Here is a 16,267-nt window from a genome sequence, read left to right as displayed (position 1 = left end):
TATCAGTTCTTACTTACACATCCATTATTAGAAGCAAGAAACAGATGTTAGATATAAAGCCTCAATTAATTTGTATTTTACGATAAAAAATATTATTAGTAATTTAAAACTATGATTGAATTAGCCAAGTATTATTGAACGAAGCTTTAACAGATTAAATTTCGCATAATATATATTATGTTAAATTTTAGTATTATATTTAGCTAGTAATAAATATCAATAACAACCTGACTGCCCTAATATATTAAACTTAATATCGTTGACTTGTTTTAGCATTATGGGAAAGACTTTCTGGCAACCTTATCCAGCTGTTTGCAATGAGCACTGCTTCCTGCATCTATCCTTGCATTTCCATCATCTTTATAAGCCTTTGCTATACAAATAGTGGACGCATGCCCTATTGCGATCTGTTTACATTTTATTGTCTGTTAACTTGTAGCAATTTATCCGCTAGTAATCTTCTTTAAAGAAATTAAGTTATTGTATTTAAAATTTTGCTGCGATATCTGAATATACCAAAACTTCAAATTTCGCAGCACTCTAACATATTATGGTTACATAAATTGCATGTTTAAATTATTTTTGTTTCCAGCGTTGCTGAGATTCACGAATAACACTTTTTGCTTCTTCTATATCGCCCCAGTGTGTAACTTGGGTTGTGCCGGCCTTTTTTAAATCTTTATAGTGGTTGAAATGAAATTCAATTTGTTTTATTAATTGTGCCGGTAGGTCGGCCACTGTTTGAATTGCATTACCATTATTGCGATCATCGGCCGGTACAACAACAATTTTGTCGTCCACTTCGCCATCATCAACAAATTTCATTACGCCAATAATTCTGGCTTCCAGATAAATACCGGTAGTCAGTGGCTGATCGGTAATGATTAATGCATCCAATTCATCACCATCTTCATCCAGCGTTTGCGGTATAAACCCATAGTTGGTTGGTTTAGCAAAAATAACAGGTTCAACGCGATCCAGTTTCATGGTAGCCAGTTTTCTGTCCCATTCTATTTTATGGTTTGATCCGGCCGGAATTTCAACTACTACATTAATAATACCGCCGTCTACATTACCAGCATCCAGAATCTGATTAAAATCTGCCATAATTAAATGTCCTGCTTTAAAGTTTAAGTAGGCGTATTGTAAACAATGGTTTTTTGTTTGCCCATATTTTATTTAAATTTTTACCGGGTAAAAACAATTCATAGCTATTCGTATTCGAAAGTTTTTACTAAAAGGCAAACTATGATTAAGTTTGCCTTTTGGATTAAAACTAGATTTTATAGCCGTTCAGTTCTTTGATTTTGCTTTCAGATTTTTTAATGACACAATTATCATAATTTATTTGAGTTTCAGTTAGATTCTGGGCTGTTGGTCTGGAAAGGCAATATTGATTTACCTCATCAGACCACTGTTCAAATGTCTGATTCAGGTTCTGTTGTATATCTTCCGGAATTGTTGACCAGGTTAAATTCACTCTTTTTAATGCGTCAGTTGCCATTTTATCCATTTGAGCAGTTTTTTCCTGTTTAATATCAGCCAGAGAGGATGCCTGTTCATCCAGTAAACTTTGTGCCCGGCTATTTAGCATCATGGTTTCGCAATACTGATTAGCTACCTGTTGTGCTAATGGTGTGCTGTAACCTGATAAAGAACAGTTAGCTGCTAATGCAGTGCTATCCCAATCTTTCTGTTCTTGCTGTACTGTAGCTTTGAAATCAGGATCAAGACCAGCCCATACAGAGCGTAAATTAGCTACCGCATTAGCACGCTCTTGCTGAAATTTAATCAATAGTTTATTGAGTTCTTCTGGCGTTTTTTTATTAAGATTCAAACCTGTTTCATCTGTGTCTGCTTCCGAGGTTGTATCACTGGGTTGCTGGGCATTCACTGTGATAACACTACTGGCCATACTGGCTGAAAGAGTACTCTGGTCATTAACAGAGGGGGTATTTGCTCTATTGCTGAAGAAAATAAAAAACATTGCTACAAGTATAATTATTCCAATCATGATAATTAAAATAATCTTGACACTGTTACTGTGAGATTGCTGATTTTGAATTTGAGCAGGCTGTTCTATAAATACTGGGATTGATTCATCCTGAGATTCTACAGATTCTGGGAAGGATGTATTTGTATTTATAGGCTGTTGCTCTTGATTTGATAAGAGTAAAGCTTTTTGAGCTTCATACTCTTCTTTAGTAATCGCTCTTTTTTCAAGCAAATCGAATAATGCTTCCAATTCTTCAGTTACAGAAGATTTATCCATACCCTAACCCTTTAATGCAGACTGTTAATATATAAAGGTTATAACATAAATTAAAGATTTATTTATAGCAAATTTTTATTTGTTTCTGGTATCCGGGTTTTAGTTTTACGATGATTTCTATCAAAAATAATATTATAACCAAACTATTTAAAGGTATTTAAATACTAATTTAATCAGTACAATAGTGCTTTTATTTTAAGGTAATAATATGAATGGCTTAAATGAACGCTTAAAAAAAGCGCGGTTAGAAAAAGGAATAAGTCAAAGGGAATTAGCAGCCAGAATTGGCAGAGCCCAGTCAGCAATTGCTGCCCTTGAATCAGGACGCAATAAAGAAAGTACAAATATAGCAACAATTGCACAGGTACTTGGTGTCGACCCTGTATGGTTGGAAACAGGTAATGGACAAATGAAAAATGCTTATAAATCAGATGAAATAATTTATGAGAATCAAGCACGAAACGGATATATTCAATTCAAGCAGATTAATTTATTCGCAGACTCTGAAAACGAAATTAGATTGGTTGAAATTTCAGAAGAATGGGTCAGGAAAAACATAGGTAATGATTTTAAAAATACATTTATAATTACTGCTCCAGATGATTCTATGTATCCAACTTTTTCTAATGGGGATTTGTTATTTGTAAATATTGCAATTAAATGTCATCGTGGCGATGGTGTATATCTGATTGCTACACCGAAGAGTCTGCTTGTTAAGCGTATACAAGCAACGATTAGCGGTGATTTAAAAATAATAAGTGATAACAAAAATTATGCCCAAGAAACCATTTCACCTGCAAAGCTGAAATCTATACATATTTACGGAAAAATTGAAGCTGCTTTTGCATTCAAAACTATGTAATAGAACTCTTTGTTAACCAGAAGGTTTGATTTAAGGGATAAATGGGCAAGCTAGCTCATGTAGAATAGAGTCTCGTTGTATGAGCTAAAAGCAATGGTAAGATTGCAATCACTGGAAATGATGCAGAAATACGCTCATCTGGACAATGATCATTTGCACGCACATGTAGCTAAGATTGGCAGCATCATGCAAATTGCATTACAAAAAAACGACAAAGATAGAAACTCAATGGACTATTTATTAACACCTAAACAGCCATAGAATCTATTGAATATAATAGGTTAATTTGTGGTGGGTCGTCAGGGGATCGAACCCTGGACAAATGGATTAAGAGTCCACTGCTCTACCAACTGAGCTAACGACCCGATAGGATTGCTGATTATACGCGTCTTTACACTGAAGGGCAATATTTAATACGGTGGCGTATAAATATTGCCCTTAGTAAAATTTTGATAAATTGAGATTCAATAAATCGTTGATATTTATGCGCGTAATACGCTTAATCCGCCCAGATAAGGCTGTAAAGCCTCTGGAATATTAATGCTTCCATCCTCATTCTGATGATTTTCCAGTAATGCTACCAAAGCTCTGCCAACTGCCAGGCCTGAACCATTTAATGTATGTACCAGCTGATTTTTGCCGTCATTATCTTTAAATCTTGCTTGCATACGCCGTGCCTGGAAATCTTCGCAGTTTGAGCAGCTGGAAATTTCCCGATAAGTTTTTTGTGCAGGTACCCATACCTCCAAATCATAGGTTTTAGCGGCACTAAATCCCATATCACCTGTGCAGAGGACAATTACCCGATATGGTAATTCCAAAAGCTGAAGAATTTTTTCGGCGTGACTAACCATTTCTTCCAAAGCAGCATAAGAATTTTCCGGTCGCTGAATCTGCACCATTTCTACTTTGTCAAACTGATGCTGCCGAATCAGTCCGCGTGTATCTTTACCGTAGGAACCGGCCTCAGAACGGAAACATGGTGAGTGTGCGGTGAGTTTTTTAGGTAATTCATCTTTGCTCAGAATACGTTCACGCACGGTATTAGTCAGGGTAATTTCTGCGGTTGATATCAGATATTGTTCCTGTGTATTTTCTTCGCCTCCGCAGCTTACTTTATACATATCTTCAGCAAACTTAGGTAATTGTCCGGTACCTAATAGAATTTCAGGATTAACAATATAAGGGGTGTAATGTTCTGTATAACCATGCTGCTGAGTATGGGTATCAAGCATAAATTGTGCCAGTGCACGATGCAAGCGAGCTATCGGACCCCGCATTAATGAGAATCTTGCTCCGGATAGCTCTGAGCCGGTTTTGAAATCTAAGCCTAACGGTTCACCTAAATCAACATGATCCTTAATTTCAAAATTAAATTGTCTTGGCGTACCGAATCGGCGGATTTCGATGTTGTCATTCTCATCTTTGCCCACAGGAACGTCACTATGCGGTAGGTTCGGAATTGTCAGGATCAAATTATTAATTTGATTTTGTATGATTTGGTAGTCCTGATCAGCCTTTTCCAGTTCGGTCTTGATTTGGGCAACTTCAGCCATTGTCTGGTTAGCTTCATCATGTTTGCCCTGACCTTTTAGTGCACCAATCTGCTTGGAAAGATTATTGCGTTTAGACTGCAATTCTTCTGTGCGTATTTGTAATTGTTTACGCTGTTGTTCCAGTCGGGTGAAAGTTTCGGTATCCAGATTAAAACCACGAGTCTGTAATTTTTCCGCAATACTGTTGATATCCTGACGGAGTAATTGAATGTCTAGCATAATAATATAGTGTGTTTAGTGACAGATTATAGCCATTATTGTAAACGATTCATTGCTAAAATGAATGCATACAAATTTTATTTAGCTTATAAGCCGGGTTTATTTAATGTTAGTATTTGACTGGTTAGCCAATTGTTGTGTTTTTTGGATAAATTCTGTTTGTTTCGCTTTTGCCTTACCAGAATCTATGGCGGTAATGGCTAAATCAACACCCTCTTCTAATGAAGAAGTTATGTCTGCTGCATAGATTGCAGCAGCTGCATTGAGCACGACTATATCACGGCAAGGTCCTTTTTCTCCGTTTAATACGCTATTCATGATATGCAGCGATTCTTCACTATTGGCCACTTTTAAAGGTTTTAAGTCTTCAATTACCGGCATGTCAAACTGAGCCGGATGGATATCGTATTCCATGATAGTGCCATTTTTTAATTCAGCTATGCGGGTTGTGCCGGTAAGTGTAATTTCATCCAGTCCGTCACTTCCATGTACAACTAAAACATGTTTGCTGCCAAGCTGTTTCAGCACACGAGATAAAATCCCGACCAGATCAATATGGAATACCCCTAAAACCTGGTTGGATGCTGTTGCCGGATTGGTTAATGGCCCTAGTATATTAAAGACGGTACGTACGCCTAATGCCCGACGCACTGGAGCTACATAACGCATACTGTTATGATGATTTGGCGCATACATAAATCCGACACCAAGCTGATCGATACACTCTCCTACTTGTTCAGGAGCTAATTCGAGTGCAGCACCCATGGCTTCAATGATGTCAGCAGAGCCGCTTGAAGAAGATACGGAACGTCCTCCATGTTTGGCCACTTTTGCTCCTGCTGCTGCAACTACAAACATGCTGGTTGTAGATATGTTGAATGTATGTGCATTGTCTCCACCCGTCCCAACGATATCGACTAAATGTTCTCGCTGCTGTACAGGTACTTTTGTTGAGAATTCACGCATAACAGTCGCCGCAGCCGCGATTTCCGATACGCTTTCTACTTTAATACGTAATCCGATTAAAATAGCAGCTATGACTTCAGGCGCCACTTCTCCGTTCATTATCTGGCGCATTAAATCTGTCATTTCATCATAGAATAATTCATTGTTGTCCAGTAAACGATTAAGTGCCTGTTGCGGCGTTATCATGATAATTCTTTCTAAAATATAACTATTTTTAAAATTTTTACTTTATTAGTTATGCTGTTGCAGAAAATTGTGCAACATTGCATAACCATTTTCGGTAAGTAATCCTTCAGGATGAAACTGTACACCTTCGACAGGCAGAGTTTTATGTCTGATACCCATAATTTCGTTGTCATCAGTCCAAGCGGTTATTTCGAGACAATCGGGTAAAGTTTCTTTTTCTATAACCAGACTATGGTATCGGGTACAATTTACCGGATTAGGCAGGTTATTGAAGAGGGAGTTATTGTGATGGTAAACAGGTGAAATTTTACCATGCATAACTTTTTTGGCACGTATTATATTTCCGCCAAAAGCATAAGCTATACTCTGATGTCCCAGACAAATACCCAGTATCGGTATTGTGAGCGCAAAATGTTTAATTGTGTCTACAGAAATACCAGCTTCTCTGGGTGTGCATGGCCCCGGACCGATGACAATTTTATCCGGAGCCAGTCTGCTGATATCTTGCAGTGTAATTTCATCATTATGCTTAACAATTACGTTTTCGCCCAGTTCGCCAAGGTATTGCACTATGTTAAAGGTAAAGCTATCGTAATTATCTATAAACAAAAGCATTGGCAATACCTCTTAAAAGAAATATCAAGTTGTGAACAAATGAGAGATGGTTAAAAATGGTTAAAGTAAGCTTTCCAGTGGGAGTAAGGATAGCATTTTTACCCAGACACGCTGCCAAAAAGTGGTATCCGGTTCATGATGATAAACCTTTGTTTGATTTTTGTCGTTGGTTTCTGTCCACTCCAGCTTGCCTTGTGGTGTTAGTTTTACCTGATAAGTAACATATGGCAATGCTTCATTAATCGCTTGATTCATAAATTGTGCCATTTCCGGAGACTGTATTACGACACCCATTTCTGTATTGAGTCGTGCCGAACGTGGATCAAAGTTTAATGAACCGATATATAGCTGTTGTCCGTCGATGGTAAAAGTTTTAGCATGCAAGCTTGATTCGGAATTACCTGTAAAAGCACGGTCACGTGGTCCTTTTAAAAAGCCCTGATTTTTGAGTTCATAAATTTCTACTCCTTCTTTTAACAGCGGTGTTCTATAGTGAGAATAACCAGAATGTACTGCTGCCACATCGGTTGCTGCTAAGGAGTTTGTGAGAATACGTATCTTCACACCCTCTTCTCGTAATTTTTGCAGATACTCAAGACCTGTTTGTGTGGGTACAAAATACGGAGTGATAACCAGTAAATCTTTTTGAGGTTCAACAACAGATGCGGCAAGTGCGTTCAGAGTCAAACTCGCTTTCTGGTATTTAATTACCGGTGGTTGTTCTGTATCCGGCTCAATTAAAAGATTATTGTCAGACTGGGTGGCATCTACTTTTCGCTTGTTTTTAGGCAGAGCTTTATCAGGATTATCACTTACCAGTATCAGGTGTGCCCATTGATAATCCAGTGATCCGTCTAATAACCGGTTGGCAAAATTGTCACGATTATAGGCATTATCATAACTATTGGCACGTAGATGATTGAAACTGCGATGTTTGAATATAGGCATGCTTGCCTGTAATTTAATATGGCGGGGATGAACTATACCGTTTAAAGGATATGACGAAGCACTGTTCCAGTAGCGGTCAAAATTGTTTGAAACCTGATTAACAATAGGGCCTATGGCGAGAATATCTAAATCTACAAAAAGTGTGCCTTTACCCATATCAAAATATTCATCACCAATATTCCGTCCGCCCAGAATAGTGGCCTGATTATCAGCCGTGATAGATTTATTATGCATACGCCGGTTCAGGCGGGCAAAATCTGTCATGTAGCTTAAAGCGCGCCAGTGCCGGTGCATAAAAGGGTTAAATAATCTGATTTCTATGTTGGGTTCTTGATTAACTGCTTTTAATATATTATCAAGGCCGACAGTATTATTGTCATCAAGCAGTAAGCGAACGTGTACACCACGCTGTGCAGCTAAAACTAATTCATGAAAAAGTAGCTGACCAGACGTATCGTTACGCCAGATATAGTACTGCACATCCAGACTGTGTTCTGCGGCGCGAACCAGAGCTATCCGCGCGGCGAATGCTTCATGTCCGTCATCAAGCGGATAAAGACCGGATAAACCTTTATGTTCGGATACAAGTGAAGCATTAGCATAGGCAAGAGAGGACGGAGTGTCGGCAGTAATATGTGTTTCAATACTACGCCCCTGTTGAGAAGGCAGGCTTTGACATGCTGCCAGAATAGAGATCAGACCCAGTTTCAGGCACCATGTACAGATACGATTTATATATTTACTTCCCATGTTTATGCCGTATATATTGTTAAACTTCAATCTGTAAAATTCATAGTGACTGAAAATAGCTATAAATCTAAATCTTGCCATATGGCGTCAACTTTAGCTGTGGTTGCCGGATCCTTGTGTATTACTTTACCCCATTCACGGTTTGTCTCTCCGGGCCATTTATTGGTTGCATCCAGACCCATTTTCCCGCCAAGTCCGCTAATCGGGCTGGCAAAATCCAGATAATCAATCGGTGTATGATCGATTAGTGTTGTATCCCGAACCGGATCCATACGTGTGGTAATTGCCCAGATTACTTCTTTCCAGTCTCTTATATTAATGTCATTATCTACTACAATAATATATTTTGTATACATAAACTGGCGCAGGTAGCTCCAGCAACCCATCATTATTCTTTTGGCATGTCCGGCATATTGTTTCTTTATGCTGACAACGGCCATACGATATGAACAACCTTCCGGAGGCAGATAGAAATCAATAATTTCTGGAAATTGTTTTTGTAATAACGGGATAAACACTTCATTCAGCGCGACTCCCAGAATTGCCGGTTCATCAGGTGGTTTACCGGTATAAGTGCTGTGATAAATGGCATTTTCGCGCATGGTAATGCGTTCTACGGTAAATACCGGGAAATCATCCTGTTCATTATAATAACCGGTATGGTCTCCATAAGGACCTTCCAGTGCAGTCTCGTCCGGATAAATAACTCCTTCAAGAACGATTTCTGCCCGGGCAGGAACATGCAAATCATTTCCGATACACTTAACCAGCTCAGTACGCGATCCTCTTAATAAGCCGGCAAATTGATATTCACTGAGACTGTCTGGTACCGGGGTGACTGCTCCGAGGATGGTAGCAGGATCACAACCCAGTATGACTGATACAGGATAAGGTTTGTTTGGATATTTTTGTTTAAAAGCCTGAAAATCCAGAGCACCGCCACGATGAGCAAGCCAGCGCATGATTAGTTTGTTTTTTTTCAGTAGTTGCTGTCGGTAAATGCCTAGATTCTGGCGTTTTTTTTCTGGCCCGCGTGTAACTGTTAAGCCCCAGGTAATTAACGGAGCCGCATCTTCCGGCCAGCATTTTTGAATTGGCAATTGTGTTAAATCTACTTTATCACCTTCTAGAATAATTTCCTGACAAGGTGCTTTTTTGACGATATGCGGAGCCATGCTCCATAAATCTTTGAGTAAAGGTAATTTGGAAAAAGCATCTTTGAATCCTTTAGGAGGATCCGGCTCTTTCAGGTAAGCCAGTGTTTTACCTATTTCACGTAATTGACTGGTATCGTCTGCCCCCATTCCCATGGCAACACGTTCCGGAGTACCAAAAAGATTAGCCAGAACAGGAAACTGGTATGTTGTTCCTGTCTGATTTATAGTATTTTCAAATAATAATGCCGGTCCCTGCTTTTGTAATACACGATCAGCAATTTCTGTTATTTCCAAATGTGGAGAAACTGATGTTTGAATCCGCTTTAATAATTGCTGCTGCTCAAGAACAGCAATGAATTCCCGCAAGTCACGATATTTCATAACATGATCTTTCAAATTTTACTTGCTGTGTAATTGTTGCTGCGCCCTGCCGAATTCTCCATTTAACAGCAGGGGTATAGCATTCACAGATTTGTGTAAAGCTTCGTCTATCAAAACTTTTTCTTCGGCTAATGGTTTATGCAATACATAATGGACAACAAGATTACGATCACCCGGATGACCAATACCTAGTCGCAGCCGGTAAAAATCTGCGGTGCCCAGCCAGGCCTGTATATCTTTTAGTCCGTTATGACCGCCATTTCCTCCGCCTTTTTTAAACCTGATCTGGCCGCAGGGAATATCCAGCTCATCATGAATTACCAGTATTTCCTCAGGTGATATTTTGAAGAATTTGGCTATAGATTGCACGGATGTGCCTGACTTGTTCATGTATGTGGAAGGTTTAAGCAGCCAGATTTCATTTTCGGGTAAGTTAACTTTTGCTACTTGTCCAAAAAATTTTTTTTCTTCTTTTAAGCTGATTTTCCATAACCTGGCAAGTTCATCAATGAAATCAAAACCTATATTATGCCGTGTATGTTCATATTCTGTGCCCGGATTGCCCAAGCCAACTATTAGCCTGATATGAGACATGTACATTCCTCGGGAATTACAAAATGTTTAAAAGTTAACTGGAAAACTATTCTTTTTGCTTTGCACGCCGTCGCCGGTTTTCTTTCGGATCAATTAGTAACGGTCGGTAAACTTCAATTCGATCCCAATTGGATAATATATAATTATCATTAACTTTTTTACCGAATATACCAATGGGTGCTGCATAGAAATCGGTTTGTGGAAATTTTTCTGGTAAATCTGACTGTAATAATGCCTGACGTGCACTGCTTCCTGCCGGAACTTTTCCCTGCCAGAGATGCTGATAATCAATGGTGGCATATACTGCTTCAACAACAATTTCAGTCATCATAGCGTCTGTCTGCTTCCTTAATAAAAGCATCAACCAATGTTGTAGCGATAATGTTAAAGACCGGACCTATTAGTGCTGAAAGTACTGCATTGGAGAATTCATATTCCAGACGAAAATCGATTTTACAGCCCAGATCATCGATAGGAGTAAATTGCCAGGTACCTTCCAGTTTACGAAAAGGACCATTAAGTAAACTCATCTGGATTTTATTTGGTCTTTGATTAATATTTCTGGTAGCAAATGACTGACGTATTTTCATATAGTCCATGTACAATACTGCTTCCAGAGATTGCTCATCCCGTTTAAGAATATCTGTACGATTACACCAGGGTAAAAACTTAGGATAATCTTCAACTGTGTTGACCAGATCAAATATGTGTTCGGCACTGTGTAGTACTAAAACGCTTTTTTCAACTGTTTTCATCATTATTGGATCAATAGTTTAACGGTGAGTTACCAGAATAATGTTCAGATGGTCAGAGACAGAAAAAGATGTTTGATTTCTGCCCATGCATTACCTTCTTCTGCACCTTTAATTTGTCGGTCGATATACGCACATATCTGTAAAGCTTCAAGAAGACGTCTGATGCCGATACGTCTGGCAGCCTGTGGTGCTAAAGTCTGTTTTTCACCCCATAAACGCAGGCTCTGACGCATTTCATTGATTGATTTACCTTGCTTTAATGCTGCCAGTAAGCGTATGAGAGTACGAATATCCTCACTGATAACCCATAATAATAGTACCGGTTCATTTCCCTCCGATGCAAGACCCTCCAGTAAACGTAATACGCGTTCTGAGTTTCCGCTCATCCATGCTGCTGACAATTGAAAGATATCAAAACGTGCTACGTTGGCTACTGCTGTCTGTGCGTCATCCAGAGTAACGGTATGTCCGGCCGAATGAATTAGAGTCAGTTTATCGATTTCCTGCTTTGCGGCTAAAAGATTGCCTTCTACTTTCTCTGCAAACAGGGCAAGTGCATCATTATCGATATTCAGATTCTGAGCCGCCAGCCGATTTTTTATCCACTGAGGTAATGCATTTTGGTTAATAGCTTTTGCATCAAATATCTGAGCATTTTTTGCCCAGCTTGAAAACCATTTACTCTGTGTTTGTAATCGTTCCAGTTTAGGGAGTATTAAAAGCAGGCAGGTATTTTCCGGTAATTGTTCAGCCAATTGTTGTAATACTACGGCTCCTTCTTTGCCGGGTTTACCAGAGGGAATATGAATTTCCAGTAATTTTTTATCAGCAAATAATCCAACGGAATGGACTGAGGACAGAAGTGATGTCCAGTCGAAACCGGTTTCTATATTGATAACTTCGCGCTCATTATATTGCTGACTACGTGCAGCTGAACGGATAGTGTCTAGAGCCTCTATTCGCAATAATTCTTCTTCACCATGAATTAGATATGCTGCAGACAGAGGCTGGACTGATAAATTACTCATTCGTTAGTAGTTACAGGCAGAAAAGCCAGGCGACGTACAATTTGTTCTGCAGCATCGGTACGCATATCATGCCAAATCATACGTTGTTCATCTTCTTTGGCCAGTACCTCATGATCAGAATAATCCATATAACGGTGTACTGTGACTTGTATCGGATCGCCTAGTGGCTGATCATTATGATAGGCTTGTACATTCACTTTCAGTGTGAGCAGATATTCACTGGTACCGCCAGATAAATCTACTGCTGATGTGGAAGAATCCTGTGTCGCTGAAATGACTTTTACCACTACCTCTGGATGTTCAGTATCCACAATTACATTAGGCTGCCGCCGCAATACGACTTCCAGAGCCCGCTGCATACTACCGCCTTCAATCTTCCAGCTATGATATGGCATGGGTGTGTCGAATCCGGATGTTCCTTTCAGATGGAATCCGCAGCCTGTTAATACAAACAGAGTAGCCAATAGCAGCCATTTTTTCATGTTTGAACCTTATCTTGCTTATGCCAGTTTGCTATGCAGTAAAGACTGAACTTGTTGAGGGTTAGCTTTACCGCGAGAAGCTTTCATTACCTGCCCTACAAGAGCGTTAAATGCTTTTTCCTTACCGGATTTGAATTCTTCTACAGATTTCTGATTATTAGCGAGTACTTCATCAATAATTTTTTCGAGGGCACCAGTATCCGTCATCTGTTTCAAGCCATCACGTTCAATAATGGCATCAGCAGTAAGATCACTGTTCCACATGGCTTCAAATACCTGTTTAGCCAGTTTATTGCTTAAAGTATTATCTGCAATTCTACTTGTTAAACCAGCAAGACGTTCAGCACTAATCGGGCTTTCAGAAATATCTATTCCGGCTTTATTCAGAGCAGCTGCAAGTTCTCCAAGCATCCAGTTAGCAACCAGTTTACCGTGACCATGAAGTTTTGCGGCCTGTTCAAACCAGTTTGCCTGTATATGATTGCTAGTTAATAATCGTGCATCATAATCAGAAATACCATATTGATCGATAAAACGGCCGGCCATCTCTTTAGGTAGTTCAGGCATGCCTGCTTTGGCTGCATCCAGCATGGCATCGGTAATGATCACTGGTAATAAATCAGGGTCAGGAAAATAACGATAATCATGAGCATCTTCTTTACTGCGCATGGCGCGAGTTTCACCCTTGTTCGGATCAAACAAACGTGTTTGCTGAATGACTTTACCGCCGTCTTCAATTAATTCAATTTGCCGTTCCACTTCATAATTAATGGCTTGTTCCAGAAAGCGGAATGAGTTCAGATTTTTAATTTCACAACGGGTACCAAACTCAGCATGTCCTTTCAGGCGTACTGAAACATTGGCATCAATACGGAAAGAACCTTCTGCCATATTACCGTCACATATGCCTAACCAGGTTACCAGGCTATGCATTGTTTTAGCATAAGCAACAGCATCTGCTGCTGAACGCATTTCCGGTTCTGACACGACTTCCAGTAACGGTGTACCAGCCCGGTTTAAATCAATTCCGGTATAGTGTTCAAATTCATCATGGATGGATTTACCGGCATCTTCTTCCATATGAGCTCTGGTAACGTTAATGGTTTTAACTTCATTACCAACCACGATTTCAAGTTTTCCGTGCTCAACTATCGGCAAATCAAGCTGACTAATCTGATAACCTTTAGGCAAGTCCGGATAAAAGTAGTTTTTCCGGTCAAAAACATTTTTCCGGTTAATATTCGCACCTAAAGCCAATCCAAGTTTAATGGCTTTGTTCACTACATCACGATTCATTACTGGTAAGGCGCCAGGCAGTGCGCAATCCACAACATTGGCCTGAGCATTGGGTGCTGCGCCAAATGCAGTAGATGATCCACTAAAAATTTTGGAACGCGTGTTTAACTGAACGTGGATTTCCAGACCGATTACTGTTTCCCAATTCATTCTGTCTTCTTTCAATTCGTATACTGGCAATTATTGTACAAATGAAGTTCTGGTATGCCAGTCACTATGTTGCTGAATCTGGTGTGCAATACCTAGCAGACGGCTTTCTGCGAAATAATTACCGATAAGCTGAGCGCCTACGGGTAATCCGCTTGTGGTAAATCCTGCCGGCAGAGAAATACCCGGTAAACCGGCAAGATTTAAAGAAACGGTGTAAATATCAGAAAGATACATTTCAACAGGATCACTATTATGGCTTTCTAATAATGGTGCTGCAGTAGGCGCAACCGGAGCCAGAATAATATCGCACTGTTTTAATGCTGCCTGGAAATCGTTTGCAACCATTCTGCGTAATTTTTGTGCTTTCAGGTAGTAAGCATCATAGTAACCGTGAGATAAAACATAAGTGCCTATCATAATGCGGCGTTTTACTTCAGACCCGAAACCTTCGGCACGGGTATTACTGTACATCTCATCCAGATTACCGAATTCAGCAGCGCGATGTCCATAACGAACACCGTCGTAGCGTGACAGGTTTGTACTGGCTTCTGCTGAAGCCAGTACATAATAGGCAGGAATGGATAGTTCTGTATGTGGTAAAGAAATATCTACAATTTCCGCACCCAGTTTTTTGAGTACTTCTACAACACGATCAATTGATGCATGTACTTGTGCGTCCAGACCTTCGCCAAAAAATTCGCGCGGCAGACCTACTTTTAAACCTTGTAATGATTGATTTAAATCGCGGGTATAGTCCTCTTTATTTCGCTCAATACTGGTAGAGTCCCGCTCATCAAAACTCGCCATACTATTCATTAACAAGGCGCAATCTTCTGCTGTCTGAGCCATTGGTCCGGCCTGATCAAAACTGGAAGCATAAGCAACCATACCGAAACGGCTAACTACACCATAGGTGGGTTTCAGACCAGTAATACCACAGTGTGAGGCAGGCTGGCGAATGGAACCGCCAGTATCTGAACCCAGCGCAACCGGTGCTAGCCGCGCAGCCACGGCTGCTGCTGAACCGCCAGAGGAACCACCCGGAACATGATTAAGCTGCCACGGATTGTGAGTTATACCATAGTAAGAAGACTCAGTTGTTGAACCCATGGCAAATTCATCCATATTGGTTCTGCCTAGGGTTACCATACCTGCATCAAGCAAATTCTGAACTACTGTTGCTGTATAAGGTGCAGTAAAAGTATCCAGCATTTTGCTGGAACAGGCACTGCGCCATCCCTGCTGGCAGAATATATCTTTATAGGCTATGGGTACACCGGTTAATACATTTGCTGAACCCTGCGCCAAACGTGTGTCAGCTGCCTTAGCTTCAGCAATAGTGCGTTCTTTATCCAGTGTTATATAGGCATTAAGACTGGCATTTTCACTTTCAATTGCAGCCAGATACTCCTGCGCCAATTCGACAGCTGAAGCCTGTTTTGATTGCAGTAAGTCACTGCACTGTTTTAATGTATAATTTTTTGGCATAGTGGTTATATAACTTTCAAGCAACACTGTCTGTAGTTACCTGCAATAAATTTAAATATGAATGAACAAGTCATTATGGTAAGGGTTGAGTTATTCAATAACCTTAGGCACAAGATATAAACCCCTGTCTACCAGCGGTGCACATGATTGGATTGCATGATGCTCGTCTTTTTCAGTAACTGCATCGTCGCGTAAACGCAAGGCCAGTTCATGCGGATGTGCCATCGGTTCAATCCCGTCAGTATTGACTTCCTGCATTTTTTCGACCAGATCGAATACATGGTTCAGCTCTGTCAGCATGTTATTTCGCTCTGCTTCTGAAAGACTCAAGCGAGAGAGGCGTGCGAGCTTATCTACATCACTTAATGTTAAAGCCATCAAAAATCCTTAAATTTGATTTAGCAAAACGGGCAAACTGCGGTATCATTGCGCGTTCTGATTCGGTTGTTACATAATATAGAATTATAACCGAAAACCCTATTCTTTGGCGTACTGATTTGCTGAGTACAGTGCGCCGCAAAACTGCTTTTGCCATACTTATAATTTAAAAGTTCATTAGGAC

Annotated in this window: 17 protein-coding genes and 1 tRNA gene; 2 read left to right on the top strand and 16 right to left on the bottom strand. The window is 39.9% G+C overall.

Annotated elements, in window-relative coordinates:
- Positions 1-576 precede the first annotated feature (576 nt).
- Together H3U73_RS04105 and H3U73_RS04100 are read right to left on the bottom strand one after the other, a co-directional pair.
- A complete protein-coding gene (locus H3U73_RS04105; protein WP_084551906.1) occupies positions 577-1,107 on the bottom strand; it encodes an inorganic diphosphatase in 531 nt (176 codons plus the stop codon).
- Between the two features lie 169 nt (positions 1,108-1,276).
- The gene (locus H3U73_RS04100; protein WP_084551907.1) at positions 1,277-2,272 is read right to left on the bottom strand and encodes an SHOCT domain-containing protein; all 996 of its coding nucleotides are present in this window, start codon (positions 2,270-2,272) and stop codon (positions 1,277-1,279) included.
- 208 nt (positions 2,273-2,480) lie between these two features.
- Between H3U73_RS04100 and H3U73_RS04095 the strand changes: the two genes are divergently transcribed.
- Together H3U73_RS04095 and H3U73_RS04090 are read left to right on the top strand one after the other, a co-directional pair.
- Positions 2,481-3,134, top strand: coding sequence for a LexA family transcriptional regulator (locus tag H3U73_RS04095; protein WP_084551908.1), 654 nt, complete (start codon positions 2,481-2,483; stop codon positions 3,132-3,134).
- A 93-nt stretch (positions 3,135-3,227) separates the two neighbouring features.
- The gene (locus H3U73_RS04090) at positions 3,228-3,395 is read left to right on the top strand and encodes a hypothetical protein (RefSeq protein ID WP_172397110.1); all 168 of its coding nucleotides are present in this window, start codon (positions 3,228-3,230) and stop codon (positions 3,393-3,395) included.
- A 28-nt stretch (positions 3,396-3,423) separates the two neighbouring features.
- Here the strand turns inward: H3U73_RS04090 and H3U73_RS04085 are convergent.
- The 14 genes from H3U73_RS04085 to gatC form a co-directional block, all read right to left on the bottom strand.
- Positions 3,424-3,499 (bottom strand) — tRNA-Lys (locus H3U73_RS04085).
- Positions 3,500-3,616: 117 nt separating this feature from the next.
- Complete coding sequence (serS, locus tag H3U73_RS04080; protein ID WP_084551909.1) at positions 3,617-4,909, bottom strand: serine--tRNA ligase; 1,293 nt, start codon at positions 4,907-4,909, stop codon at positions 3,617-3,619.
- 99 nt (positions 4,910-5,008) lie between these two features.
- Positions 5,009-6,061 carry an anthranilate phosphoribosyltransferase gene (trpD, locus tag H3U73_RS04075; RefSeq protein WP_041880190.1) on the bottom strand — a complete coding sequence of 351 codons (1,053 nt, stop codon included), beginning with the start codon at positions 6,059-6,061 and terminating at the stop codon, positions 5,009-5,011.
- A 45-nt stretch (positions 6,062-6,106) separates the two neighbouring features.
- Positions 6,107-6,676, bottom strand: coding sequence for an aminodeoxychorismate/anthranilate synthase component II (locus H3U73_RS04070; protein WP_025330688.1), 570 nt, complete (start codon positions 6,674-6,676; stop codon positions 6,107-6,109).
- Between the two features lie 60 nt (positions 6,677-6,736).
- Positions 6,737-8,374 (bottom strand): phospholipase D family protein, encoded by a 1,638-nt coding sequence (locus tag H3U73_RS04065; protein WP_084551911.1) that lies wholly within the window; start codon positions 8,372-8,374, stop codon positions 6,737-6,739.
- A 59-nt stretch (positions 8,375-8,433) separates the two neighbouring features.
- On the bottom strand, positions 8,434-9,912 hold the full coding sequence (gene ubiD, locus H3U73_RS04060; protein ID WP_084551912.1) for a 4-hydroxy-3-polyprenylbenzoate decarboxylase: 1,479 nt from the start codon (positions 9,910-9,912) through the stop codon (positions 8,434-8,436).
- A gap of 18 nt (positions 9,913-9,930) precedes the next feature.
- Entirely contained in the window at positions 9,931-10,506 is a 576-nt protein-coding gene (pth, locus tag H3U73_RS04055; protein WP_198190096.1) for an aminoacyl-tRNA hydrolase, read from the bottom strand.
- A gap of 46 nt (positions 10,507-10,552) precedes the next feature.
- The gene (locus H3U73_RS04050; protein WP_232336197.1) at positions 10,553-10,837 is read right to left on the bottom strand and encodes an RnfH family protein; all 285 of its coding nucleotides are present in this window, start codon (positions 10,835-10,837) and stop codon (positions 10,553-10,555) included.
- A complete protein-coding gene (locus H3U73_RS04045) occupies positions 10,827-11,261 on the bottom strand; it encodes a type II toxin-antitoxin system RatA family toxin (RefSeq protein WP_037393303.1) in 435 nt (144 codons plus the stop codon). Before H3U73_RS04045 ends, H3U73_RS04050 begins: the two co-directional genes overlap by 11 nt.
- Positions 11,262-11,305: 44 nt before the next feature.
- Positions 11,306-12,289 (bottom strand): DNA polymerase III subunit delta, encoded by a 984-nt coding sequence (gene holA / locus H3U73_RS04040; protein WP_084551915.1) that lies wholly within the window; start codon positions 12,287-12,289, stop codon positions 11,306-11,308.
- A complete protein-coding gene (gene lptE / locus H3U73_RS04035; RefSeq protein WP_084551916.1) occupies positions 12,286-12,771 on the bottom strand; it encodes an LPS assembly lipoprotein LptE in 486 nt (161 codons plus the stop codon). The genes holA and lptE overlap by 4 nt, the downstream gene beginning before the upstream one ends.
- 18 nt (positions 12,772-12,789) lie before the next feature.
- The gene (gatB, locus tag H3U73_RS04030; protein ID WP_255454431.1) at positions 12,790-14,232 is read right to left on the bottom strand and encodes an Asp-tRNA(Asn)/Glu-tRNA(Gln) amidotransferase subunit GatB; all 1,443 of its coding nucleotides are present in this window, start codon (positions 14,230-14,232) and stop codon (positions 12,790-12,792) included.
- 15 nt (positions 14,233-14,247) lie between these two features.
- A complete protein-coding gene (gene gatA / locus H3U73_RS04025; protein WP_198190095.1) occupies positions 14,248-15,705 on the bottom strand; it encodes an Asp-tRNA(Asn)/Glu-tRNA(Gln) amidotransferase subunit GatA in 1,458 nt (485 codons plus the stop codon).
- A 90-nt stretch (positions 15,706-15,795) separates the two neighbouring features.
- Entirely contained in the window at positions 15,796-16,083 is a 288-nt protein-coding gene (gatC, locus tag H3U73_RS04020) for an Asp-tRNA(Asn)/Glu-tRNA(Gln) amidotransferase subunit GatC (RefSeq protein ID WP_084551919.1), read from the bottom strand.
- Positions 16,084-16,267 lie beyond the last annotated feature (184 nt).

Source organism: Snodgrassella sp. W8124, assembly GCF_016100875.1.
GTDB classification, from domain to species: Bacteria; Pseudomonadota; Gammaproteobacteria; order Burkholderiales; family Neisseriaceae; genus Snodgrassella; species Snodgrassella alvi.
Note: the sequence above shows the minus strand (reverse complement) of the source record. Positions and strands in the feature narration are given on the sequence as shown.

Bases quoted from the DNA above. Each gene is read 5' to 3' on its own strand.
- H3U73_RS04105 (WP_084551906.1), bottom strand. From the start codon at position 1,107: ATGGCAGATTTTAATCAGATTCTGGATGCTGGTAATGTAGACGGCGGT.
- H3U73_RS04100 (WP_084551907.1), bottom strand. From the start codon at position 2,272: ATGGATAAATCTTCTGTAACTGAAGAATTGGAAGCATTATTCGATTTG.
- H3U73_RS04095 (WP_084551908.1), top strand. From the start codon at position 2,481: ATGAATGGCTTAAATGAACGCTTAAAAAAAGCGCGGTTAGAAAAAGGA.
- H3U73_RS04090 (WP_172397110.1), top strand. From the start codon at position 3,228: ATGGTAAGATTGCAATCACTGGAAATGATGCAGAAATACGCTCATCTG.
- serS (WP_084551909.1), bottom strand. From the start codon at position 4,909: ATGCTAGACATTCAATTACTCCGTCAGGATATCAACAGTATTGCGGAA.
- trpD (WP_041880190.1), bottom strand. From the start codon at position 6,061: ATGATAACGCCGCAACAGGCACTTAATCGTTTACTGGACAACAATGAA.
- H3U73_RS04070 (WP_025330688.1), bottom strand. From the start codon at position 6,676: ATGCTTTTGTTTATAGATAATTACGATAGCTTTACCTTTAACATAGTG.
- H3U73_RS04065 (WP_084551911.1), bottom strand. From the start codon at position 8,374: ATGGGAAGTAAATATATAAATCGTATCTGTACATGGTGCCTGAAACTG.
- ubiD (WP_084551912.1), bottom strand. From the start codon at position 9,912: ATGAAATATCGTGACTTGCGGGAATTCATTGCTGTTCTTGAGCAGCAG.
- pth (WP_198190096.1), bottom strand. From the start codon at position 10,506: ATGTCTCATATCAGGCTAATAGTTGGCTTGGGCAATCCGGGCACAGAA.
- H3U73_RS04050 (WP_232336197.1), bottom strand. From the start codon at position 10,837: ATGATGACTGAAATTGTTGTTGAAGCAGTATATGCCACCATTGATTAT.
- H3U73_RS04045 (WP_037393303.1), bottom strand. From the start codon at position 11,261: ATGAAAACAGTTGAAAAAAGCGTTTTAGTACTACACAGTGCCGAACAC.
- holA (WP_084551915.1), bottom strand. From the start codon at position 12,289: ATGAGTAATTTATCAGTCCAGCCTCTGTCTGCAGCATATCTAATTCAT.
- lptE (WP_084551916.1), bottom strand. From the start codon at position 12,771: ATGAAAAAATGGCTGCTATTGGCTACTCTGTTTGTATTAACAGGCTGC.
- gatA (WP_198190095.1), bottom strand. From the start codon at position 15,705: ATGCCAAAAAATTATACATTAAAACAGTGCAGTGACTTACTGCAATCA.
- gatC (WP_084551919.1), bottom strand. From the start codon at position 16,083: ATGGCTTTAACATTAAGTGATGTAGATAAGCTCGCACGCCTCTCTCGC.